General features: G+C 72.6%; 19 protein-coding genes and 1 pseudogene. 8 read left to right on the top strand and 12 right to left on the bottom strand.

Annotated features, from left to right (window positions below; translation table 11 throughout):
* Positions 1-24 precede the first annotated feature (24 nt).
* The 5 genes from ACZ7IF_RS20635 to mce form a co-directional block, all read right to left on the bottom strand.
* Positions 25-807 (bottom strand): ABC transporter permease, encoded by a 783-nt coding sequence (locus tag ACZ7IF_RS20635; protein ID WP_470973138.1) that lies wholly within the window; start codon positions 805-807, stop codon positions 25-27.
* The gene (locus tag ACZ7IF_RS20630; protein ID WP_470973136.1) at positions 804-1,796 is read right to left on the bottom strand and encodes an ABC transporter ATP-binding protein; all 993 of its coding nucleotides are present in this window, start codon (positions 1,794-1,796) and stop codon (positions 804-806) included. The genes ACZ7IF_RS20635 and ACZ7IF_RS20630 overlap by 4 nt, the downstream gene beginning before the upstream one ends.
* 113 nt (positions 1,797-1,909) lie before the next feature.
* Entirely contained in the window at positions 1,910-2,848 is a 939-nt protein-coding gene (locus ACZ7IF_RS20625) for a coiled-coil domain-containing protein (protein ID WP_007266614.1), read from the bottom strand.
* 194 nt (positions 2,849-3,042) lie between these two features.
* Positions 3,043-7,632, bottom strand: a complete 4,590-nt coding sequence (gene scy / locus ACZ7IF_RS20620; RefSeq protein ID WP_470973133.1) for a polarized growth protein Scy — start codon at positions 7,630-7,632, stop codon at positions 3,043-3,045.
* A 522-nt stretch (positions 7,633-8,154) separates the two neighbouring features.
* The gene (mce, locus tag ACZ7IF_RS20615) at positions 8,155-8,592 is read right to left on the bottom strand and encodes a methylmalonyl-CoA epimerase (RefSeq protein ID WP_470973131.1); all 438 of its coding nucleotides are present in this window, start codon (positions 8,590-8,592) and stop codon (positions 8,155-8,157) included.
* 137 nt (positions 8,593-8,729) lie between these two features.
* Here mce and ACZ7IF_RS20610 point away from each other — a divergent pair, with 137 nt between their 5' ends.
* Positions 8,730-9,932 carry an acetyl-CoA C-acetyltransferase gene (locus ACZ7IF_RS20610; protein ID WP_470973129.1) on the top strand — a complete coding sequence of 401 codons (1,203 nt, stop codon included), beginning with the start codon at positions 8,730-8,732 and terminating at the stop codon, positions 9,930-9,932.
* Between the two features lie 8 nt (positions 9,933-9,940).
* A complete protein-coding gene (gene meaB / locus ACZ7IF_RS20605; RefSeq protein WP_470973127.1) occupies positions 9,941-10,903 on the top strand; it encodes a methylmalonyl Co-A mutase-associated GTPase MeaB in 963 nt (320 codons plus the stop codon).
* A 69-nt stretch (positions 10,904-10,972) separates the two neighbouring features.
* Here meaB and ACZ7IF_RS20600 read toward each other — a convergent pair whose 3' ends face one another.
* The 4 genes from ACZ7IF_RS20600 to ACZ7IF_RS20585 all read right to left on the bottom strand — a co-directional run bounded on the left by ACZ7IF_RS20600 (position 10,973) and on the right by ACZ7IF_RS20585 (position 13,638).
* Positions 10,973-11,449 (bottom strand): MarR family winged helix-turn-helix transcriptional regulator, encoded by a 477-nt coding sequence (locus ACZ7IF_RS20600; protein WP_405983000.1) that lies wholly within the window; start codon positions 11,447-11,449, stop codon positions 10,973-10,975.
* Positions 11,450-11,534: 85 nt separating this feature from the next.
* The gene (locus ACZ7IF_RS20595; RefSeq protein WP_470973125.1) at positions 11,535-12,338 is read right to left on the bottom strand and encodes an AIM24 family protein; all 804 of its coding nucleotides are present in this window, start codon (positions 12,336-12,338) and stop codon (positions 11,535-11,537) included.
* 11 nt (positions 12,339-12,349) lie between these two features.
* A complete protein-coding gene (locus ACZ7IF_RS20590; protein ID WP_470973123.1) occupies positions 12,350-13,000 on the bottom strand; it encodes an AIM24 family protein in 651 nt (216 codons plus the stop codon).
* On the bottom strand, positions 13,000-13,638 hold the full coding sequence (locus ACZ7IF_RS20585; protein ID WP_470973121.1) for an AIM24 family protein: 639 nt from the start codon (positions 13,636-13,638) through the stop codon (positions 13,000-13,002). The genes ACZ7IF_RS20590 and ACZ7IF_RS20585 overlap by 1 nt, the downstream gene beginning before the upstream one ends.
* Positions 13,639-13,800: 162 nt before the next feature.
* On the opposite strand from ACZ7IF_RS20585, the gene ACZ7IF_RS20580 reads away from it, so the two are divergent.
* Positions 13,801-14,145 carry a DUF3817 domain-containing protein gene (locus ACZ7IF_RS20580; RefSeq protein WP_267032597.1) on the top strand — a complete coding sequence of 115 codons (345 nt, stop codon included), beginning with the start codon at positions 13,801-13,803 and terminating at the stop codon, positions 14,143-14,145.
* Positions 14,142-14,438: an MTH1187 family thiamine-binding protein gene (locus tag ACZ7IF_RS20575; RefSeq protein WP_470973119.1), complete on the top strand. Its 297-nt coding sequence runs from the start codon at positions 14,142-14,144 to the stop codon at positions 14,436-14,438. Before ACZ7IF_RS20580 ends, ACZ7IF_RS20575 begins: the two co-directional genes overlap by 4 nt.
* Positions 14,439-14,443: 5 nt before the next feature.
* Here ACZ7IF_RS20575 and ACZ7IF_RS20570 read toward each other — a convergent pair whose 3' ends face one another.
* On the bottom strand, positions 14,444-14,896 hold the full coding sequence (locus tag ACZ7IF_RS20570; RefSeq protein WP_470973117.1) for a hypothetical protein: 453 nt from the start codon (positions 14,894-14,896) through the stop codon (positions 14,444-14,446).
* Between the two features lie 29 nt (positions 14,897-14,925).
* Entirely contained in the window at positions 14,926-15,252 is a 327-nt protein-coding gene (locus tag ACZ7IF_RS20565) for a hypothetical protein (protein WP_470973115.1), read from the bottom strand.
* A 120-nt stretch (positions 15,253-15,372) separates the two neighbouring features.
* Here ACZ7IF_RS20565 and ACZ7IF_RS20560 point away from each other — a divergent pair.
* From ACZ7IF_RS20560 to ACZ7IF_RS20545, 4 genes and pseudogenes are all read left to right on the top strand, one after another.
* Positions 15,373-15,537 (top strand): annotated as a pseudogene (locus tag ACZ7IF_RS20560) (thiamine-binding protein); the annotation flags it as partial.
* 201 nt (positions 15,538-15,738) lie between these two features.
* Positions 15,739-16,437, top strand: a complete 699-nt coding sequence (locus ACZ7IF_RS20555) for a hypothetical protein (RefSeq protein WP_470973282.1) — start codon at positions 15,739-15,741, stop codon at positions 16,435-16,437.
* Entirely contained in the window at positions 16,434-17,114 is a 681-nt protein-coding gene (locus tag ACZ7IF_RS20550; protein WP_470973112.1) for a DUF4166 domain-containing protein, read from the top strand. The genes ACZ7IF_RS20555 and ACZ7IF_RS20550 overlap by 4 nt, the downstream gene beginning before the upstream one ends.
* Positions 17,111-17,761: a TetR/AcrR family transcriptional regulator gene (locus ACZ7IF_RS20545; protein WP_470973110.1), complete on the top strand. Its 651-nt coding sequence runs from the start codon at positions 17,111-17,113 to the stop codon at positions 17,759-17,761. Before ACZ7IF_RS20550 ends, ACZ7IF_RS20545 begins: the two co-directional genes overlap by 4 nt.
* Positions 17,762-17,945: 184 nt before the next feature.
* Here ACZ7IF_RS20545 and ACZ7IF_RS20540 read toward each other — a convergent pair whose 3' ends face one another.
* Positions 17,946-18,944, bottom strand: a complete 999-nt coding sequence (locus tag ACZ7IF_RS20540; RefSeq protein WP_470973107.1) for a DUF5937 family protein — start codon at positions 18,942-18,944, stop codon at positions 17,946-17,948.
* Positions 18,945-19,011: the final 67 nt, after the last annotated feature.

The following is a 19,011-nucleotide window of genomic DNA, read 5'->3' as shown; positions in this document are numbered from 1 at the left end:
AGGACACCGCGTCACTCCGGTCCGTCACGCGTCGCGGTTCTTCAGGACCAGGTAGCCCCCCAGTACCGAGGCGGTCACCCACAGGGCCATGATCCCAAGCCCGCCCCAGGGGCCGTAGGGCGCCTGGACCTGGTTCACGGTGTCCGGGACGATCTGCATGATCTTGGAGCCCGCCTTGTCGGGCAGGTACTGGCCGTACCTGCGGGTCGTGGCGAAGGCGCTCAGCAGGTTGGAGACGATCAGGAAGAACGGGATCAGAATGCTGATCGAGGCGACCGAGCTGCGCAGCATGGCGGCCACACCCATGGAGAACAGCGCGAGGAGCGCCATGTACACGCCTGCGCCGATCACCGCGCGCAGGACGTTCGCCCCGTCGATGCCGATGCCGTGGTCGCCCAGGATCGCCTGGCCGAGGAAGAACGACACGAAGCTGGTCAGCAGTCCGACGGCCAGGGCCAGGGCCGTGGCCACGGTGACCTTGCCCAGCAGGAAGCCCGCGCGTCCGGGGACGGCGGCCAGCGAGGTGCGGATCATGCCGGTGCTGTACTCGGTGCTGATCACCAGCACGCCGAAGACGATCATCGACAGCTGGCCGAAAGCCATCCCGCTGAAGCTCAGCAGGGTGGGGTCGAACGTGGCCCGCTCGGCCTCGTTCATGTCGTCGAAGCCTGCGTTGACCGCGGCACAGAAGGCGGCGCTGAAACCGACGGTCGCGAGGAAGGCGATGACGAGGGTCCAGCTGGTGGAGGCGACGGTACGGATCTTGGTCCACTCGGAGCGGAGGACTGCGGGGTAGGCCACGGTCACTCACCGCCCTTGCGGGTCGCTTCGAAGCCGGCGCCCCACGCGGGGCCCGCGGGTCCCGGGACGGGCGCCCCCGGCGCGCCGGGCGCGTGGGCGTGGTACTCGACGGAGTCCGCCGTCATGCGCATGAACGCTTCCTCCAGCGAAGCCCGTTGCGGGCTGAGTTCGTGCAGCACGATCTGGTGCTGGGCCGCCAGTTCGCCGAGCCGCTCGGGCTCGGCGCCGTCGATCTCCAGGGTGCCGGTGGCGGGCACGCTGACCGCGTTGATGCCGGCCTCGTGCAGGACGTCCTTGAGGCGTTCCTGCTGCGGCGAGCGCAACCGTACGTAACTGCGGGAGTTCTGCCGGATGAAATCGGACATCGACATGTCGGCAAGGAGCTTTCCCTGTCCGATGACGATCAAATGGTCTGCTGTCAGCGCCATTTCACTCATCAAGTGGGAGGAGACGAAGATCGTTCTCCCTTCCGAGGCCAGCCCCTTCATAAGATTGCGGATCCAGAGAATTCCCTCGGGGTCGAGACCATTGACGGGTTCGTCGAACATCAGGATCTCCGGATCGCCCAGCAGCGCGGCGGCGATTCCCAGCCGCTGGCCCATTCCGAGCGAAAATCCTTTCGACTTCTTCTTGGCCACCGGCGTCAGACCGACCAGGTCCAGCACCTCGGCCACCCGTCGCTCCGGGATCCGGTTCGACTGGGCGAGGCAGAGGAGGTTGTTGTACGCGCTGCGACCGCCGTGCATGGCTTTCGCGTCCAGCAGCGCCCCGATGTGCTTCAGCGGTTCCGGCAGGTCCCGGTAGTGCTTCCCGTCGATCCGGACCGAACCGCCGGACGGGCGGTCGAGGTCGAGCATCATGCGCATGGTCGTGGACTTCCCCGCCCCGTTGGGGCCGAGGAAGCCGGTCACCACCCCCGGTCTGACCTGGAAGCTGAGGTGGTCCACGGCGGTCTTCGCGCCGAAGCGTTTCGTAAGGCCCTCAAGCTCGATCATGCGGCCACGCTAGAACGGCCAGAGGCCGTACGCCACCTCAAAAAGGTGACGTACGGCCCCTGATGTGCCGGTTTCGCTACCCGCAGGTAGACGGCGGCGTACGCGCGGGCGTACTAGCGGCTCTGCTGGGCCGGGACGCCCCGGGTGACCGGCTCGTCGTCGATCGGGGAGCCGGCGGCCGCCACGGCCGCGCCCGTCAGCGTCGCCAGCATCTCGCGGACGTTGGTCAGCTGCGCGTTGATGGAGTCGCGGCGGTTGGTCAGCGCCGCCAGCTCGCGCTCGGACTCGCTGCGGATGCGGTCGGCCTTGGCGTTGGCGTCGGCCACGATGTCCTCGGCCTGGCGCTGCGCGGTCTCCACCGTCTGGCGGGCCCGGCGCTCGGCGTCCGTGCGCAGCTTCTCGGCCTCCAGGCGCAGCTGCTCGGCGCGGTGCTCGATCTCCGCCAGGCGCTTCTCGGCCTTCTGCTGACGCGAGGCCAGGTCGCGCTCCGACTGCTCGCGGCGCTTGGCCAGGTTGGTCTCGAAGTCCGCGGCGGCCTGGGCGGCCTTGGCGCGGGTCTCCTCGAACAGGGCGTCGGCCTCCTCGCGCTTGGAGGCCGCGTCCTTCTGGGCCTCGGCGCGCAGGGCGGCCGCGTCGCCCTTGGCCTTCTCGACGATGCGGACGCCCTCGTCCTCCGCGTTCGACTTCCGGTCCGCCGCGAACGACTCGGCGTCGTTGCGCACCTGCTGGGCCGCCGACTCGGCCAGCTCGCGGTGCTGCTCGGCCGCGCGACGGGCCTCCTCGCGCAGGTCCTTCGCCTCCTCCTCGGCCAGCCGCAGGATCTTCTCGACCCGGGCGCCGAGACCGGCGTACGACGGCTCCGCGTCGCTCACCTGGGCCTGGGCGTTCTGCGTTTCGAGGTGCAGCTCCTCGATCCGCTTTTCCAGAGAGTTGATACGTCCTAGGGCGCTGTCGCGGTCGGAGACCAGCTTGGTAATGCGGTCGTCCACCTGACCGCGGTCGTAACCACGCCGCACGAGCTCGAAGCCGAAGGGGGAGGAAGTGTCGCTCATGGGGTTCCTGTCGAATGAGACCGATGAGGTGCTACGTGAGGTGTTAAGGGGAATCCTAGGCGCCAGGGCGGCGTGTCATCGAGTCAATCCGGGTTTGCCCTGGACAATGACACCCCTTTTGAGTGGCAAGGCGACGGAATGATTGCCACTCCTTCGACTGAACCTCCCTCAGAAGCACACATCCTGTGTTCTGACTACCCCTCTGACGCCTTGCCACCCGAACGAGTGGAACCCGCTGAAACGCCGGCCTTCACGCCCCCCGCGCCCTGGCCGCCCAATGCGGGCTTTCCGCCACCCGAAGGTGCCTCGAATGATTCCAACGCCTCAAGAACGTCCTGGACACGGGAGATCTCCGCCTGAATGTCCTCGCGCCTGCGCACCAGGACCTCCAGCTCGCGACGGCCCTCGTCGACCAGCCGCTCCGCCTCCGCCGTGGCCTCCGCGAGCACCTTCTCGGCCTGCCGCGACAGCTCCGCCTTCTTCGTCTCGGCCTCCTTGAGCAGCGCCTCGGCCTTGCGCACGGCCGCGATGCGGACCTTGCTCGCCTCGCTGCTCGCGTCCGACACCAGCTCCTTGGCCTTCGCCTCCGCCTCGGCGCTCTGCTCGGTCGCCGCGCGGACCAGCTTGTCCACGCGCTCGCCGGCCGACTTCATCTGCTCGGCCGACTCCCGGCGGGCACGCTCGTGCAGCTCCTCCACCTCGGAATCGACGCGGGAACGCAGCTCCTCCGCCCGCTCCCTTATCGCGGCCGCGTCCGTACGCGCGCCGACCAGCAGCTCGTCCGCGTCCGTCCGGGCCTTCTCCACCGTGGCGTTGCCCTCGACGGTCGCCTCCGACGTGATGCGCGCCGCCTCCTTGCGGGCGGCGTCGACCATCGCGTCGGCCTGCTCCTCGGCCGCCGTGGTGGCGGCCAGCGCCTGCCGGCCCGCGTCAGCGGTCAGCTTGTCCGCCTCGGCGGCCGCCTCCGTGATGAGCCGGTCCACCTGCTCCGCGGCTTCCGTGCGCCGCTTGTTGGCCTCCTCACGGGCCTCGTCCAGCAGCCGCTCCGACTCCGTACGCGTCTGCGTGCGGACGCGCTCCGCCTCGGTGGCCGCCTCCGCCTTGACCCGCTCCGCCTCGGACCGGGTACGGGTCGCGTGCTCCTGCGCCGAGGCCAGCGCCTCCGCCGCCTCCGCGCGCAGCCGCTCCGCCTCGGTGGCCGCCTCGCCGACCGTGCGCTCGTTGTCCTTGCGGGTCTGCTCGGTGAGCTTGTCCGCCTCGGACGCCGCCTCGGTGATGAGCCGGTCCGCCTGCTCGGCGGCCTCGGTGCGCAGCCGGTTGCCTTCGGCGCGCGCCTCGTCCAGGGTCTGCTCGGCGTCCCGCTCGGCGGCTTCCAGGGTCTCGTTCGCCGCGGCCGTGACGCGCTCCGCCTCCGCGGTGGCCTCGCCGATGATCCGGCCGCCCTCCGCGCGGGCCTCCTCCAGCGTCCGCGCCGCCTCCGCGACGAGCCGGTCGGCCTCCGCCGCGGCCTCGCCGACCGTGCGCTCGTTGGCCGCGCGGGTCTCCTCGATGAGCCGGTCGCCCTCCGCGCGGGAGTCCACCAGGATCCGCGCCGAGTCCCGCTCGGCGGCGGCCAGGGTGTCGGCCGCCTGCGTCTTCAGGGCCGCGGCCCGCGCCTCGCCCTCCTCCAGGACCCGTGCCGCCTCGGCCGTCAGGCGCTCGGCTTCCGCCGCGGCCTCGCCGACCGTGCGCTCGTTGTCCTTGCGGGTCTGCTCGGTGAGCTTGTCCGCCTCGGACGCCGCCTCGGTGATGAGCCGGTCCGCCTGCTCGGCGGCCTCGGTGCGCAGCCGGTTGGCCTCGGCGCGCGCCTCGTCCAGGGTGCCCGCGGCCTCGGCGCGGGTGGCGTCCGCCGCCTCGGCGGCCTCGCCGGTGAGCCGCTCGGCCTCCGCCCGGGCGTCGGTGACGGTCGCCGCGTTCGCCGCGAGGGTCTCCTCGGTGAGGCGCTCCGCCTCCGCCTCGGCCTCGGTCACGATCCGCGCGCCCTCGGCGCGCGAGGCCTCCAGGGACTCCGCCGCCTCGCCGCGGATCCGGTTCGCGTCGTCACGGGCGTCCGCCCGGGTCCGCGCCGCGTCCCGCTCGGACGCGGCCAGGGCGTCCGTCGCCTCGGTGCGCACCCGCTGCGCGTACTCGGCCGTGTCGGCCCGCAGCTGCTCGGCCTCGGTGATCGCGTCGCCGACGGTCCGCGCCGCCAGCTCCTTCGCCGCGTCCGTCTCCACACGGGCCTCGCTGCGCACCCGCGCGGCGTCCTCGGCCGCGCGCTCGCGCTCCGCGTGGGCGTCGGCGCGGACCCGGTCCGCCTCCTCCTCCGCCTCGGTGCGGGTACGGTCCGCCGCGTGCTCGGCCGCGCTGCGCAGCCCGGCGATCTCCTCCTCGGCCTGCTCGTGCAGCCCGGCCACGGAGTCGCGTACCTGCTGCGCGGTGGCCTCGGCCGCCGCGACCAGCTCCGCCGCGCGGCGCTCCGCCTCCTCGGTCAGGCGGGCCGCCTCGGCCTGCGCCTCCTCCGAGCGCTTGCGGGCCTGCGCCAGCAGCTCCTCGTTCTGCTCACGGGCCTGCGCCCGCTCGTTGCCCGCGTCCGTCCGGGCCGCGGACAGGGTCTCCTCGGCCTCCCGGCGGCGCCGCGCGGCCTCCTCCTGGGCGGCCGCCAGGGCCTCCGCGGCCTCCTCGGCGACCCGCTCGGCCGCCGCCTTCGCCTCGGCGCGCAGCCGGTCCGCGGTCTCCTGCGCCTCGGTGCGCACCCGCTCGGACTCGGCCTCCGCCTCGGCGCGCAGCCGTACGGAGACCAGCTCGGCCTCCGCGCGGACCCGGCCGGCGTCCTGCGCGGCCTCGCCGCGCAGCTGCTCGGCCTCCGACTCCGCCTGCGCCTGGAGGGTGCGGATGCGCTCCGCGGACTCGGCGCGCAGCCGGTCGTTCTCCTCGGTGGTCTCCTTGCGGATGTTCTCCGCCGCCAGGCGGGACTCGCGCAGGGTCTGCTCCGCCGACGTCAGCCGGGCCTCGGCGTCCGACTGCAGCCGGGCCAGCTCCGCGTCCGCCTCGGCGCGCTTCGCCGCCAGGGCCTGCTCGGTCTCCTCACGGCGCGCCCGTACGGCGGCGTCCGTCTCGGCGGTCAGGGCCTCGGCCTGCTCCTCGGCCTCCGCGCGCAGCCGTTCGGCCTCCGCGCGGGTCCGCTCCAGGGTCTCCTCGGCCTGCCGGCGCAGGGTGGTGGCCCGCTCCACGGCCTCGGCGCGGACCCGCTCGCTCTCGGCGGCGGCCCCGCCGCGGAGTTCGTCGGCGTCCGACTTGGCCTTGCCCAGCAGCTCCTCGGCGGTCCGGGCCGCCTCCTCGATCTGCTGCACCGCCTCGCGGCGGGCCTCGCCGCGGATCCGCTCGCCCTCGGCGACGGCCTCCGCGCGCAGCTGCTCGGCCTCGCCGCGCAGCCGCCGCGCCTCCTCCTGGAGTTCGACCGTGCGGGCCCGGTACTCCTCGGTGTCGTCCTTCGCGGCGCCCTTGAGCTCGTCCGCCGTGGCCGCCGCCTGGGCGCGCAGCCGCTCCGCCTCGGTCTCCGCCTCGCGGCGGATCCGCTCGGCCTCCTCGGACGCGGCACGGGTCGTCGCCCGGGCGTCCTCCGAGGCCTTGTTCAGCACGTCCTCGGCGGTGCGGGCCGCCTTCGCCAGCTGCGCCGCCGTGTCCTCGGCGGCGGCCGTACGGGCCTGCTCGCCGGCCTCGGTGCGCAGCCGCTCCGCCTCGGCGCGGGCGTCGGCCAGCGCGTGCTCGGCCTCGGCCTTGAGGACCTCGGCCTCCTTCGTGGCCTCGCCGACCAGCCGGGCGACCTGCTCCTTGGCGGTGCGGGTGCGCTGGTCGTTGACGGACTCCGCCGAGGCGAGCTGCCGGGCGGCGCTCTCCTTGGCCTCCGCGAGGAGCTTCTCCGCCTCGGCCCGGGCGGCGCGCAGCGCCCCGTCGGCCTCCTGGACGCGGGCCTCGGCGACCCGGCCGAGGTCCATGGTCTGCTGCCGGGTCTGCTCGGCCTCGGCGGTGGTGGTGGTGCGCAGCCGCTCCGCGTGCTCGGTGGCCTCCTGGGCCTGCGCGGAGGCGGCGGCCAGCAGCCGCTCGGCCTCCTTGCGGGCGCGCAGCAGCGCCGACTCGGCCTCGGCACGGGCGGCCTCCGCGTCGGCGGCGAGCCGGCGGCGGGCCTCCTCGGCGGTCCGGGCGGCCTCGGCGCGGGCGGCGTTCAGCGCCTGCTCGGCCTCGGCGCGGGACTCCTCCATGAGCCGGCGGGCCTGGGACTCCGTACGGGCGCGCAGCTGCTCGGCCCAGGCGACGTTCTCGTTGACGTGCGCCTCGACGGTCTGGCGGCGCTCGTTGAGCTCCTGGTCCAGGCGCTGGCGCCGGTTGACGGCCTCGGCGTGCAGCTCGGCCTGGAGGCGCGCCTGGTGCTCGGCGTGCTCCTGGAGGATCCGCTGCGTCTGCGCCCGGGCGTCGCGCAGTTCGCGCTCGGCGTCGGACCGCATCTGGTCGGCCTGCACCTGGGCGTTGCGGAGCAGCTGCTCCGCCTGGTAGCCCATGTCCGCGCCGTCGTAGGCAGGGCGGGACGCGAGCGCGCGCCGCACCTCATGCAGCTTGGCGCGCAGCACCTCGACCTGGTACCCGAGGTCCTCGGCGTGCTGGACGGCCTTCCCGCGCTCCTTCTTCAGCCGCTCCATCTCGGCTTCGAAGCGCGAGAGATGGTCGGCTTCGGCCTGATGGCTCTCCTGGCTTTCGTAGCCCCGCACAGCGCGGTCCCATCCGTCCCCTGGTCGCAAGCTCACTCCCAAATGAGCATCGCTCGCCCGCTGAACGACGCCCCCGGGGAATGGTGTCAGATATCGGGGCAGGGCTTGCAGGCCCCGACCCCGTTCCGCACCGAACCCCGGCCGAGCCATGGCCACTCTACCGGCCGGGGAATGGGGACATCAGTGCGCTGTTGCGCAGGCGCTCCGGACGGGGTCGTCGGGGAATGCCCTCTCCTGGCCCCGACGCCGGGTTTGCGGTGTTCGAACGCGCGAGCCGCCCGTCGTGCGCAGCGTCGTCGACGTGGAGCTCGTGGTGCGGGTCGAGCCGCCGCCGATGCCCTCGCGCGGGGCCGGCCGAGCGGGCCGCGCAGCATGTGATCAAGAAGACGTACGACGTCCACGCGACGCCGACGGCGGATCCACGAGCCGCCCGTCCCGGCAGTTCCGCGGTGGTGTGAGCCGATCCGGCCCACGGGACGGCCCACCACCGCCGGTGGTGTGCCGTCCCGTGGGCCGACCGCTTCAGTGGTCGGTGCCGTGAGGCTTGCTGGTGACCAGTTCGGTGAGGACCCCGTGGCAGTCCTTGGGGTGGAGGAAGGTGATCCGGGAGCCCATGGAGCCGGTGCGGGGCTCGTCGTAGAGGACGCGGACGCCCTTGCCGCGGATGGCTTCCGCGTCGCCGTCGACGTCGGCGGTGCCGAAGGCGATGTGGTGCACGCCCTCGCCGTTCTTGGCCAGCCACTTGCCCACCGCGGAGTCCTCGCGGGTGGGCTCCAGGAGCTGGAGGTAGGAGGCCCCGCCGTCGGAGGTCTCGTTGATCTTGAGCATGGCCTCGCGGACGCCCTGCTCCTCGTTGACCTCGGTGTGGAACACCTCGAACCCGTACGTGGCACGGTAGAACTCGACGGTCTTGTCCAGGTCGAAGCAGGCGATCCCGATGTGGTCGATTCTTGTCAGCATGGGACCAGTGCACCGCCGAGGAGGGTCGTCACGCAACGTGCCAGCGATCACACCGACTGCCCGGTGACTGCGCGGGTACCGCTCAGTACATTCGGGTAAACCCTCGTTCACTCCTCATCCTCAAGGGGCTGTGCCTCATGTCCGGAACGAACAACACCACCTCAGTGATCGTCGCCGGGGCCCGCACGCCCATGGGGCGGCTGCTCGGCTCGCTGAAGTCCTTCTCGGGCGCCGACCTCGGCGGCTTCGCCATCAAGTCCGCGCTGGAGCGGGCCGGCATCTCCGGCGACCAGGTCCAGTACGTGATCATGGGCCAGGTGCTCCAGGCCGGCGCGGGCCAGATCCCCGCCCGCCAGGCCGCCGTCAAGGCCGGCATCCCGATGAACGTGCCCGCGCTCACCATCAACAAGGTGTGCCTCTCGGGCCTGGACGCCATCGCGCTGGCCGACCAGCTCATCCGCGCCGGGGAGTTCGACATCGTGGTCGCGGGCGGCCAGGAGTCCATGACCAACGCCCCGCACCTGCTGCCGAAGTCCCGCGAGGGCTACAAGTACGGTGCGATCGAGATGCTCGACGCGATGGCCTACGACGGCCTCACCGACGCCTTCGAGGGCATCGCGATGGGCGAGTCCACCGAGAAGCACAACACCCGACTGGGCATCGAGCGCGCCCCGCAGGACGAGTTCGCCGCCGCTTCCCACCAGCGGGCCGCGGCCGCGCAGAAGAACGGCGTCTTCGAGGCCGAGATCACCCCGGTCGAGATCCCGCAGCGCAAGGGCGACCCGGTCATCTTCGCCGTCGACGAGGGCATCCGCCCCGAGACCACCGTGGAGTCCCTGGGCAAGCTGCGCCCGGCGTTCGCCAAGGACGGCACCATCACCGCCGGCACCTCCTCGCAGATCTCCGACGGCGCCGCCGCCGTGGTCGTGATGAGCAAGGCGAAGGCCGAGGAGCTCGGCCTGGAGTGGCTCGCCGAGATCGGCGCCCACGGCAATGTGGCCGGCCCCGACAACTCCCTCCAGTCGCAGCCCTCGAACGCGATCCTGCACGCCCTGAAGAAGGACGGCCTGGAGGTCTCCGACCTGGACCTCATCGAGATCAACGAGGCCTTCGCGGCGGTCGCCGTGCAGTCAATGAAGGACCTCGGCGTGACCCCGGAAAAGGTGAACGTCAACGGCGGCGCCATTGCCCTGGGGCACCCGATCGGCATGTCCGGGGCCCGTGTGGTGCTGCACCTGGCGCTGGAGCTCAAGCGCCGCGGCGGCGGTACCGGTGCGGCCGCCCTCTGCGGCGGCGGCGGCCAGGGCGACGCCCTCGTGATCCGCGTCCCGAAGGCGTAGGGGCGCGCATGGCGACGGTGGACGTCCCCACGCTGGTGGCGCAGGCCCGTGAGGGCCGGCCGCGGGCAGTGGCCCGGCTGATCTCACTGGTCGAGGGGGCGTCCCCGCAACTGCGCGAGGTGATGGCCGCCCTGGCCCCCCTGACCGGCGGCGCGTACGTGGTCGGGCTGACCGGCTCCCCGGGGGTCGGGAAGTCGACCTCGACGTCGGCGCTGGTCTCGGCCTACCGCGCGGCCGGCAAGCGGGTCGGCGTGCTCGCGGTCGACCCGTCCTCGCCCTTCTCGGGCGGGGCGCTGCTCGGCGACCGGGTCCGGATGTCGGACCACGCGTCCGACCCCGGGGTCTACATCCGCTCCATGGCCACCCGCGGTCACCTGGGCGGGCTGGCGTGGGCGGCTCCGCAGGCGATCCGGGTGCTGGACGCGGCCGGCTGCGACGTGATCCTCGTCGAGACGGTCGGCGTCGGGCAGTCCGAGGTGGAGATCGCCTCGCAGGCCGACACCTCGGTGGTGCTGCTGGCTCCGGGCATGGGCGACGGGATCCAGGCCGCCAAGGCGGGGATCCTGGAGATCGGCGACGTGTACGTGGTGAACAAGGCGGACCGGGACGGCGCGGACGCCACCGCCCGGGAGCTGAACCACATGCTGGGCCTGGGCGAGACCCGCGGTCCCGGCGACTGGCGGCCGCCGATCGTCAAGACGGTCGCGGCGCGCGGACAGGGCATCGACGAGCTGGTCGAGGCGCTGGAGAAGCACCGGGCGTGGATGGACGAGCGCGGGGTGCTGGCCGAGCGCCGGGCGGCGCGGGCGGCGCGGGAGGTGGAGACCATCGCGATCACCGCACTGCGGGGGCGCCTGGCCGACCTGCACGGGGACGCGCACCTGGACGCGCTGGCGGCCCGGGTGGCGGCCGGCGAGCTGGACCCCTACGCGGCCGCGGACGCGCTGCTGGACAGCCTGACCGAGGGCTGAGGGGCGCGGGACGCGGGAAAGGGCGGGGAGCCTCGGCTCCCCGCCCTTTCCCGCGTCCGCGGCGCGCGCTCAGATCTTGCCGCGGTTGCCGCGCAGGTGCTCCGCGACCGGGCGCAGCGACTCGCGCAGCGCCTGGAGGGCCTCCGGCGGCAGCAGGTCGATGAAGTGCTCGCGGACGGACGCCACGTGGTGCGGGGCGACCTTGCGCATGGTCTCCATGCCCTCGTCCGTGAGGACCGCGTACAGGCCGCGGCGGTCGGACTCGCAGTTCACCCGGCGGACCAGGCCCGCTGTCTCCATGCGGGTGATCTGGTGGGAGAGCCGGCTCTTGGACTGGAGCGTGGCGGTGGCCAGGTCGCTCATGCGCATCCGCAGGCCTTCCGACTCCGAGAGGTTCACCAGGATCTCGTAGTCGTTGTTGGTGAGTCCGAAGGGCTGGAGATCCTTTTCCAGCTGGTGCATCAGCAGTCTGCTGACGTCCAGGTGGGTGCGCCAGGCGCACTGTTCGGCGTCGGTAAGCCAGCGGGTGGCCGTCTCGGTCTCCATCGTCTCCATGAAAGAACTCTACCTAAGAAGTTGAATTACGTACAAAAATAGGAACATCGGATTCTGGTGGTGCGGGCTGCGGGCCTCACAGCCCGAAGCGCCGCTGGAGATCGCCCAGCTGTCCCGGCATCCGGGGCACGCCCAGCTGCCCCAGCGGACCCTGGCCGGCCCCCGGAACGCCCTGGGCGTTGCCCGCGGCCGCCCCGGCGCCCACCGCGCCCACCGACTGCTCGGCCATCAGCAGCTCGGTCGACTGCAGCAGGACCGTGCCCGCGCCGACGAACTCGAACTGGTGCTCCTCGCCCGAGGTGCCGCCGATGCCGGTCAGCGAGCGCAGCCCGCCCATCACGCCCGACATGTAGCCGTGGTCGTAGTGGTGGCAGGGGGAGGGGCAGTCGGCCCAGCCCACCAGCGCCTGCGGGTCGACACGCAGCGGCGGCTCCATGAACACCACCGGTCCATTGGACGCCGCGACGAACTTCCCGGTTCCGATCAAGGTCAGGAAGCCCGGGACGATCGACTGCTTGAGCGCGAGCGAGGGCTCGTACGCCAGCAGGTTCCCCGACCGGATGGTCAGGTTGCCCTCGTCCAGGTCGTACGAGTTCACGTCGAAGGCCCGGTCGGCCAGCAGCATCTTGCCCTGCCCCTCGGCCACCACCCAGTCACTGGCGTGCAGCGGCGAGTGGAAGCTGGTGCGCAGCAGGCGGTCGAAGCGGCCGTTGCCGATGCCGTTGAACTCGATGCGCCCGTAGTAGGCGATCATCTTGCCCTTCTGCAGGAACCACTGGCTCCCCTTGAGCTCCACGCAGAAGGTGTACGCGTTCACGTTGTCGTCGGAGGGCAGGCTGTGCGGGTCGAACACCGTCGGGCCGCCTGGCCCGCCGGTCACGGGGCCAAAGTTCACAGCTTCTCCTCAGAGGCCTGTACGTAGACCGCGCCCTGGCCGGAAAGCTCCAGCTGGAACGCCTCTCCCGAGCCGCGCCCCACCATGTCCCGCCAGCCGAGCGCGGTGGAGAGCTTGTTGCGGACGTCCCCGTGGTGGGCCACGTACGCCTGCGGGTCGACGTGGACCGGCCGGTTCGGGGTGATGGGGAGCTCGATGACTCCGCCGTGGGCCATCACGGCGACCGCGCCGTGGCCCTTCAGGGTGGTGGTGAACAGGCCCTGGCCGGTCACCTGGCCGCGCACCATGCCCATGACGCCGCCCTGCGAGCCCATGAACATCGTGCCCTGCTGGAGGGTGCCGTCGAAGGCGAGCAGCCGGTCGGCCTCGACGTACAGGGTCTCGCCCTGGAGGTTGATCACCTGGATGTGGTGGCCGCCGTGGCCGAACATCACGGTGCCGCTGCCCTCGACCGTCATCAGCGGGGTCTGCTCGTTCGCCACCCGGCGCCCGATCATGCCCATGACGCCGCCCTGGCCGCCGGTGCTGCTCGGGGTGAAGGAGACCTCGCCCCGGTAGGCGAGCATCGCCCCGCGCTGGCTGTACATCTTCTGGCCGGGGACCACCTGGGCCTCGACCATCTTCGAGTTGATCTCGCGGAACGGCATCAGATGTCACCCCCGACGGTGTTGCGCTCGCTCGGCTGGACGTACACCAGGCCCTCGCCCTCGAAGCGGATCTGGAACGCCTCGCCGGAGCCCTCGCCGATCAGGGTGCGGAAGTTGACCCCTGACTGGAAGGACTGCTGGAGGTTGCCGGTGTGCGCGATGTACGCGCCCGGGTCGACCGACAGCGGGTACTGGGAGCTGACGCGCAGCACCACCGCCGGCCCGTCCGACATGATCGCCGCCTGGCCGGATCCCTCGACGGTCGTCGTGAAGAGCCCGTTGCCCGTGGTGGCGCCGCGCAGACCGGTGAAGGTCGTGCCGGTGCGCAGGCCGGCGTCGGTGCACAGCAGGTTGCTGGACTCGACGTAGAGCTTCTCGCCGCGCAGGTTCACGAGGTTGATCTCGCTCGCGCGGTCGGCGAAGTAGCAGGTGCCGTGCCCCTGTACCTCCATCACGGTCATCTGTTCGCCGGTCAGCCGGCGGGTCACCATTCCGCGGAGGCCTTCGCCACCGCCGGTCATCTTCTTGAAGGCCATCTGGCCGTCGTACGCGACCATGGCGCCGTTCTTCGCTTTCACGGCGTCACCGGTCAGGTCGACGGCGAGCACCTTGCTGCCTTGGAGTCTGAACTGAGCCACGGGGATGAAGGTATCGGCAGCGGGCCGGGGCGAACAGGGTCTGGTGGGCCGATATCCGCCACAATCGCCGGGCTTCGACGGATCCGGGGCCCCGCGGGAAGATCGCGGAGGGCGGCTGAGACACTGGGACGGACCCCAGGTACCCGGCCCCGAAGGTTCCACGTGGACATCAAGACCGCTTCCGCCCTGCACCGGCTGCGCCTCATCTCCGTCCCGGAGGCGCTGTCGTTCCCGGCCCTGCTGATCTTCGGCTCGCTGCTGAGCCGGGTATCGGACATCGACTACCTCATGATGCCGCTGGGCATCCTGCACGGGATCCTGTTCGTCATCTACGCGATCTTCCTGCTGGACGTCTGGAACAAGGCGAAGTGGCCGGTCAAGAAGGTCGCCCTGTTCTTCGTCCTCGCGCTGCTGCCCTTCGGCGGCCTCTACGGCGACAAGCTGCTCAAGCGCGACGAGACCGACAGCGTCATCGCCGCCCGCGCGCGCCAGGCGGCGGACGCGTGATCGTCGCGTTCTCGGTGACCCCGCTGGGGGTCGGTGAAGAGGTCGGCGAGTACGTGGCCGACGCGGTCCGCGTCGTACGCGAGTCCGGGCTGCCGAACCGCACCGACGCCATGTTCACCACCGTCGAGGGCGAGTGGAATGAAGTGATGGACGTGGTCAAGCGCGCGGTGGCGGCCGTGGAGGAGCGGGCGCCCCGGGTCTCCTTCATCCTCAAGGCGGACATCCGTCCCGGTGTCACCGACGGAATCACCTCGAAGGTCGAGACCGTGGAACGGCACCTCGCCGAGGGCTGACACGCTCACACGGCGTGGACGTGCACATCCGGCGGATTCAGCACCGCCAGATAAGCGGCGATGTCCTCCGGATCACTGGTAAAGATCACCGCACTGCCGTGCTTCGTGGCGGCCAGGGCGACGCAGGCATCCACCGCGTCGGGCCGTTTCTTCGGTGGGAGTCGGGCCTGACCCAGGACGGTGCCGATTCGGTGCCAGTCAGCCAGGTCGAAGCCCGTCGCGCAGGCGATGCACTCAGGCCGGCCCGCCCTGGTTTCGCGCATCGGCGGCGCCGAGCTGCGCGCCTGCGGCACCGTGCAGTCTCTGAGGGCGGTGCCCAGTGCGTGCACGAGTGCCGGATTCGGGCGCCATACCTGGGCCAGCACCGGCCCGAGAACCACCGCCCGGTGCGGGGTGGCCTTCAGTGCTTCATGCAGGCGGGCCGGCTTGGCCTTGCGGCCCGCCAGGGCGATCAGCATCCCCGTGTCGTAGACAGGGACCCGCACGTTCACGCGGCCTCTCCGGGGCGGGCACCGGCTCGGTCCGGCCCGTAGACGAGGTCGAGGGCGGATTCGACCTCCTGTTGCTCCTGCTCGGTCAACTCGCCGACCGGCGTGACGGCCTCCGAAGACAGACCTGCGGCCTCGGCCTCGGCCGCTGCGATGATGGCGTCCACGCTCGCGAACTGATCCTCTATGGCCTCGGTCTCGGCCATCTGCCGTGTTGCCGCGTGCACGAGGTACGCGGAGACATCCAGGCCGGCCCGTTCGGCATGCCGCTTGATGCGGTCGGCCTGGTGCTCCTCAAGGCTGATGCTGATCCTGGTCTTGGCCACACGTGGAGTGTATGACGCGTATTACGCCCGGCCAAGAGCGATGTGCCCCGAGCGCTGCCCGCGCCTCGGCACGCAGGTTCCCCGCTCACCGGTTCATGTGCTCAGAGGTGAGCGCGTTCAGGCGAGTGGGGCGAGGTCATGGACGTGGTGCGCCGCGCCGTGGCCGCCGTCGAGGAGCGGGCGCCCCGGGTCTCCTTCGTCCTGAAGGCCGACATCCGGCCCGGCGTCACCGACGGCATCACCTCGAAGGCGGAGACGGTGGAGCGGCACCTCGCCGAGGGCTGAGCCGTCCGCCCGCACTGATTCCGAAGCCCCTCCGAAAAGCGCCCCCCGCCCGCCGGCGGGGGGCGCTTTTCGCATGCCCGGGACCCGTCCGGGTGTGGCCGGGCTCACGATTGAGCGGTCGCTCAAGTCATTGAGCGACCGCTCAAAATCGCCTACCTTCCTTTTTGAGCGACCGCTCAAATGGAGGAGGGGGAGGTGGCGATGGGCCTGTACGTCGAAACGGTGATCCGCGCCGGGATGGACGAGCTCTGGGAGCGCAGCCAGGACCCGGCGCAGCACCAGCGGTGGGACCTGAGGTTCACCTCCATCGACTACCTCCCGCGCGCCGAGGGCGAGCCCCAGCGCTTCCGCTACGCCACCCGCGTACTGCCCTTCCTCTCCGTCGCCGGCACCGGGATCTCCGCCGGTGAACGCCACCGCCCCGACGGGACCAGGGTCTCGGCCCTGCGCTTCGCCTCGGGCCATCCGCTGTCCCTGCTCGCCGAGGGCAGCGGGTACTGGCGCTACGTCCCGGGCCCCGACGGGATCCGCTTCCTCACCGGCTACGACTACCGGCCGCGCTGGGGCCGCTTCGGGGCCCTCGCCGACCGGCTGGTGTTCCGTCCCCTCATGGGCTGGGGCACCGCGTGGTCCTTCGACCGGCTGCGGCTGTGGTGCGAACGCGGCACCCCGCCCGGCCGTGCGCTCGCCCGGGCCCTCGCGGAGACCGCCCTGCGCGCGCTGCTCTGCGCCGCCGCCCTGGCGTACGCCCCGCCAGCCGCCGCCCTGCCCGCCGTCGCCGCCGCGCTGCTGCTGCCGCCGCTGCCCGGCACCCCGGCCGCCCGCCGCTGCCTGCGCACGCCGCCCGGCCGCACCGCCGCCCCCGCCCCCCGCCTGCTGACCACCCTGGAGCCGTCGTGACCTCCATCTTCCGGGCCCACATGGGCGCCGGCTTCGACCGTCTGCACCCGCAGATCCAGCGCCGCTTCTCCGTCGGCCTGGACAGCGGGGAGGGCTGCGTCGGCCGGGGCACCATGGAGCGGATCTGGCACGGCCGCAGCTTCGTGAAGCCCTTCCTCCGGCTCGGCGGGACCCGCAACATCCTGGTGCCTCGCGAGGGGCGCAACATCCCCTTCGTGATCGAGAACCTGCCCTACGCCGACTCCTTCGGGCGGGAGACCGTCACCTTCGTACGGACCTTCCAGCTCCCGGACGGGCCGCGCCGGTTCGACGCCACGATGGTCCACAGCCCCGAACGCGACTGCGTCCTCGACTACCTGGGCACCCACCAGCACCTCGCCAGCGACCTGCACATGAGCGCCGAGCCCGACGGCTCGCTGCTCATCCGCTCCGGCGAGCACCGCTTCCGCGAGGGCCCCGTGGACGTCCGCGTGCCCGAGCTGATCGGCGGCGACGCCGAGGTGCGGGAGTCCTTCGACGACGCCACCGGCCGGTTCCGGATCCGGGTACGGGTGGTCAACCGCCGCTTCGGGCCGCTCTTCGGGTACGAGGGCTCCTTCACCGCCGAGTACGTCGACGCCCGCGCGCACGGGGTCCGCGGCGACCTGCGGCCCGTCCGCGAGGAGGTCCGGGCGTGAGCGCGGCGAGTGCGGCGAGTGCGGCAACCAGGGAGAAGCTCCTCGAAGGGGCCCTGCGCACCCTCGTCGAGCAGGGCATCGCCAAGGCCTCGGCCCGGACCATCGCGGCCACCGCCGGGGTGGGGCAGGGGCTGATCTTCTACCACTTCGGCTCCGTGGACGAGCTGCTTGCCGCCGCCTGCCGGTACGGCGCCGAGCAGCGGGTCGACCGCTACCGCGACCGGCTCGCCGCGCTGGGCAGCCTGCCCGAGCTGCTGGAGTTCGCCCGGGAGATGCACGCCGAGGAGCGGGCCGCCGGGTACGTCGCCATGCTCGGGCAGCTGCTCGCGGCCGGGCAGAACTCGCCCTCCCTGGCGGCGGCGACCGCCGCGGGGCTGGGCCTGTGGATCGAGGAGCTGGAGGCGGTGCTGGGGCGGCTGCTGGCGGCGACCCCGCTGGCCGGGTTCGCCGACCCGGCGGGGCTGGCCCGGGCCACGGCCGCGTCGTTCGTCGGCATCGAGCTGTACGAGGGCGTGGACCCGGAGGGCGCCGGGCGGGCGCTGGACGCCCTGGAGCAGCTGGCCGCGCTGGCCGGCGTCCTGGAGGGCCTCGGTCCGCTGACGCAGCGAGCCGTCCGGCACGGCCTGCGGCGGGGAACCCGAGGCTGACTCCGCCGCCTGGCGGGTGCGGGGGCCGCTGCGCGGGGCGAGGTCCCCGGCCCGCCCTTCGCCCGTTCCCCGGGGGCTCCGCCCCCGGACCCGCGCCTCAAACGCCGACGGGCTGGGGGTCCCCCGGACGGAGTCTGGGGGAGGGTAGGGCGGGTAGGGGGCCAGTCCGGCGCAGCGGGCGGGGTCAGTCGGCGGAGCCGGAGGTCAGGGCGATGCCCAGGGGGGTGCGCTCGTACAGGACCTGGCGGCCCTGGCGGAACGCGAGCAGCAGCCCCGCCGCCCGCAGGGCCTTCAGGTGTGCCGACACCGTCGAGGGGGCCAGGCCCAGCCGGTGAGCGAGGGCTGTGGTCGAGGCGGGCTCGTGCAGGGCGCACAGCACCTCCGCCCGGGCCCGCCCCAGCAGCCCCGCGAGGGCCCGCGGGGCCGGACCCGCCGCGGCCGTCCACAGCGCGCCGATGCCCCGGGCCGGGTACACCAGTGCCGGCTGCCACGGCGGGTCGAAGCCGCCGACCACCTCCGGCCAGACGAAGGCGCTCGGCATCAGCAGCAGCCCCTGCCCGCCGAGTTCGCGGTCGTGGTGGGACGGGCGCTCGATGGTCAGGGTCTGCTCCTCCCCGTACCAGCGCAGGTCCGGGTGGAGCCCGTCGAGGAGCGCCTGGAGCCCGCCCGCCGCCAGTCGGCGGGAGTGGAACAGCACGTCCGCCTCCAGCAGGGCCCGCAGCCGGGCCCAGTGCGGGGCGATCAGCAGCGCCCAGGCCCGCTCGTACAGATCGGCCAGCTCCCCCACCGCCCGCGCGGGATCCGCCAGCATCCGCCGCCCGATGTCGCCGTCCACCGCCCCCGGGGTGCAGACCAGCGCCCGCCGCAGGTCCTCGCGGGCCGCCTCCGGGTCACCGGCCGCCGCCCGCACCCGGGCCAGCTCCTCCGCGAAGGTGACGGACGGGCCGGCCGGGGCCGGGCTCAGCAGGTCCGGGTTGTGCCCCTTCCTCGGCATCAGCAGCCACAGCGGACGCAGGTCCAGGCCGGCCGCGGCGGACCGGACCCGGCTCAGCCAGGGCAGGTGGTACGCCTGCCGGTGCGGGCGCAGCAGGACCCGTACGGCCTCCTGCGTCTCCCAGAGCGGAGAGACCGCGAACCGGCACCGGAGCAGGTCGGCCGGCCCGAACCGGTAGTGGAATGCCATGGGGCGTCACCTCCCGGCGGGGCCGCGGATTCGGACTGGGGCGAATCTCTCGGCCGGTCAGCCTAGC

The organism is Streptomyces sp. NPDC037421, from assembly GCF_055602105.1.
Note: the sequence above shows the minus strand (reverse complement) of the source record. Positions and strands in the feature narration are given on the sequence as shown.

Excerpts from the sequence above, each read along its gene's own strand:
- ACZ7IF_RS20630 (WP_470973136.1), bottom strand. The coding sequence starts at position 1,796 with ATGATCGAGCTTGAGGGCCTTACGAAACGCTTCGGCGCGAAGACCGCC.
- ACZ7IF_RS20625 (WP_007266614.1), bottom strand. The coding sequence starts at position 2,848 with ATGAGCGACACTTCCTCCCCCTTCGGCTTCGAGCTCGTGCGGCGTGGT.
- mce (WP_470973131.1), bottom strand. The coding sequence starts at position 8,592 with ATGCTGACAAGAATCGACCACATCGGGATCGCCTGCTTCGACCTGGAC.
- ACZ7IF_RS20610 (WP_470973129.1), top strand. The coding sequence starts at position 8,730 with ATGTCCGGAACGAACAACACCACCTCAGTGATCGTCGCCGGGGCCCGC.
- meaB (WP_470973127.1), top strand. The coding sequence starts at position 9,941 with ATGGCGACGGTGGACGTCCCCACGCTGGTGGCGCAGGCCCGTGAGGGC.
- ACZ7IF_RS20600 (WP_405983000.1), bottom strand. The coding sequence starts at position 11,449 with ATGGAGACCGAGACGGCCACCCGCTGGCTTACCGACGCCGAACAGTGC.
- ACZ7IF_RS20590 (WP_470973123.1), bottom strand. The coding sequence starts at position 13,000 with ATGCCGTTCCGCGAGATCAACTCGAAGATGGTCGAGGCCCAGGTGGTC.
- ACZ7IF_RS20570 (WP_470973117.1), bottom strand. The coding sequence starts at position 14,896 with ATGCTGATCGCCCTGGCGGGCCGCAAGGCCAAGCCGGCCCGCCTGCAT.
- ACZ7IF_RS20555 (WP_470973282.1), top strand. The coding sequence starts at position 15,739 with ATGGGCCTGTACGTCGAAACGGTGATCCGCGCCGGGATGGACGAGCTC.
- ACZ7IF_RS20540 (WP_470973107.1), bottom strand. The coding sequence starts at position 18,944 with ATGGCATTCCACTACCGGTTCGGGCCGGCCGACCTGCTCCGGTGCCGG.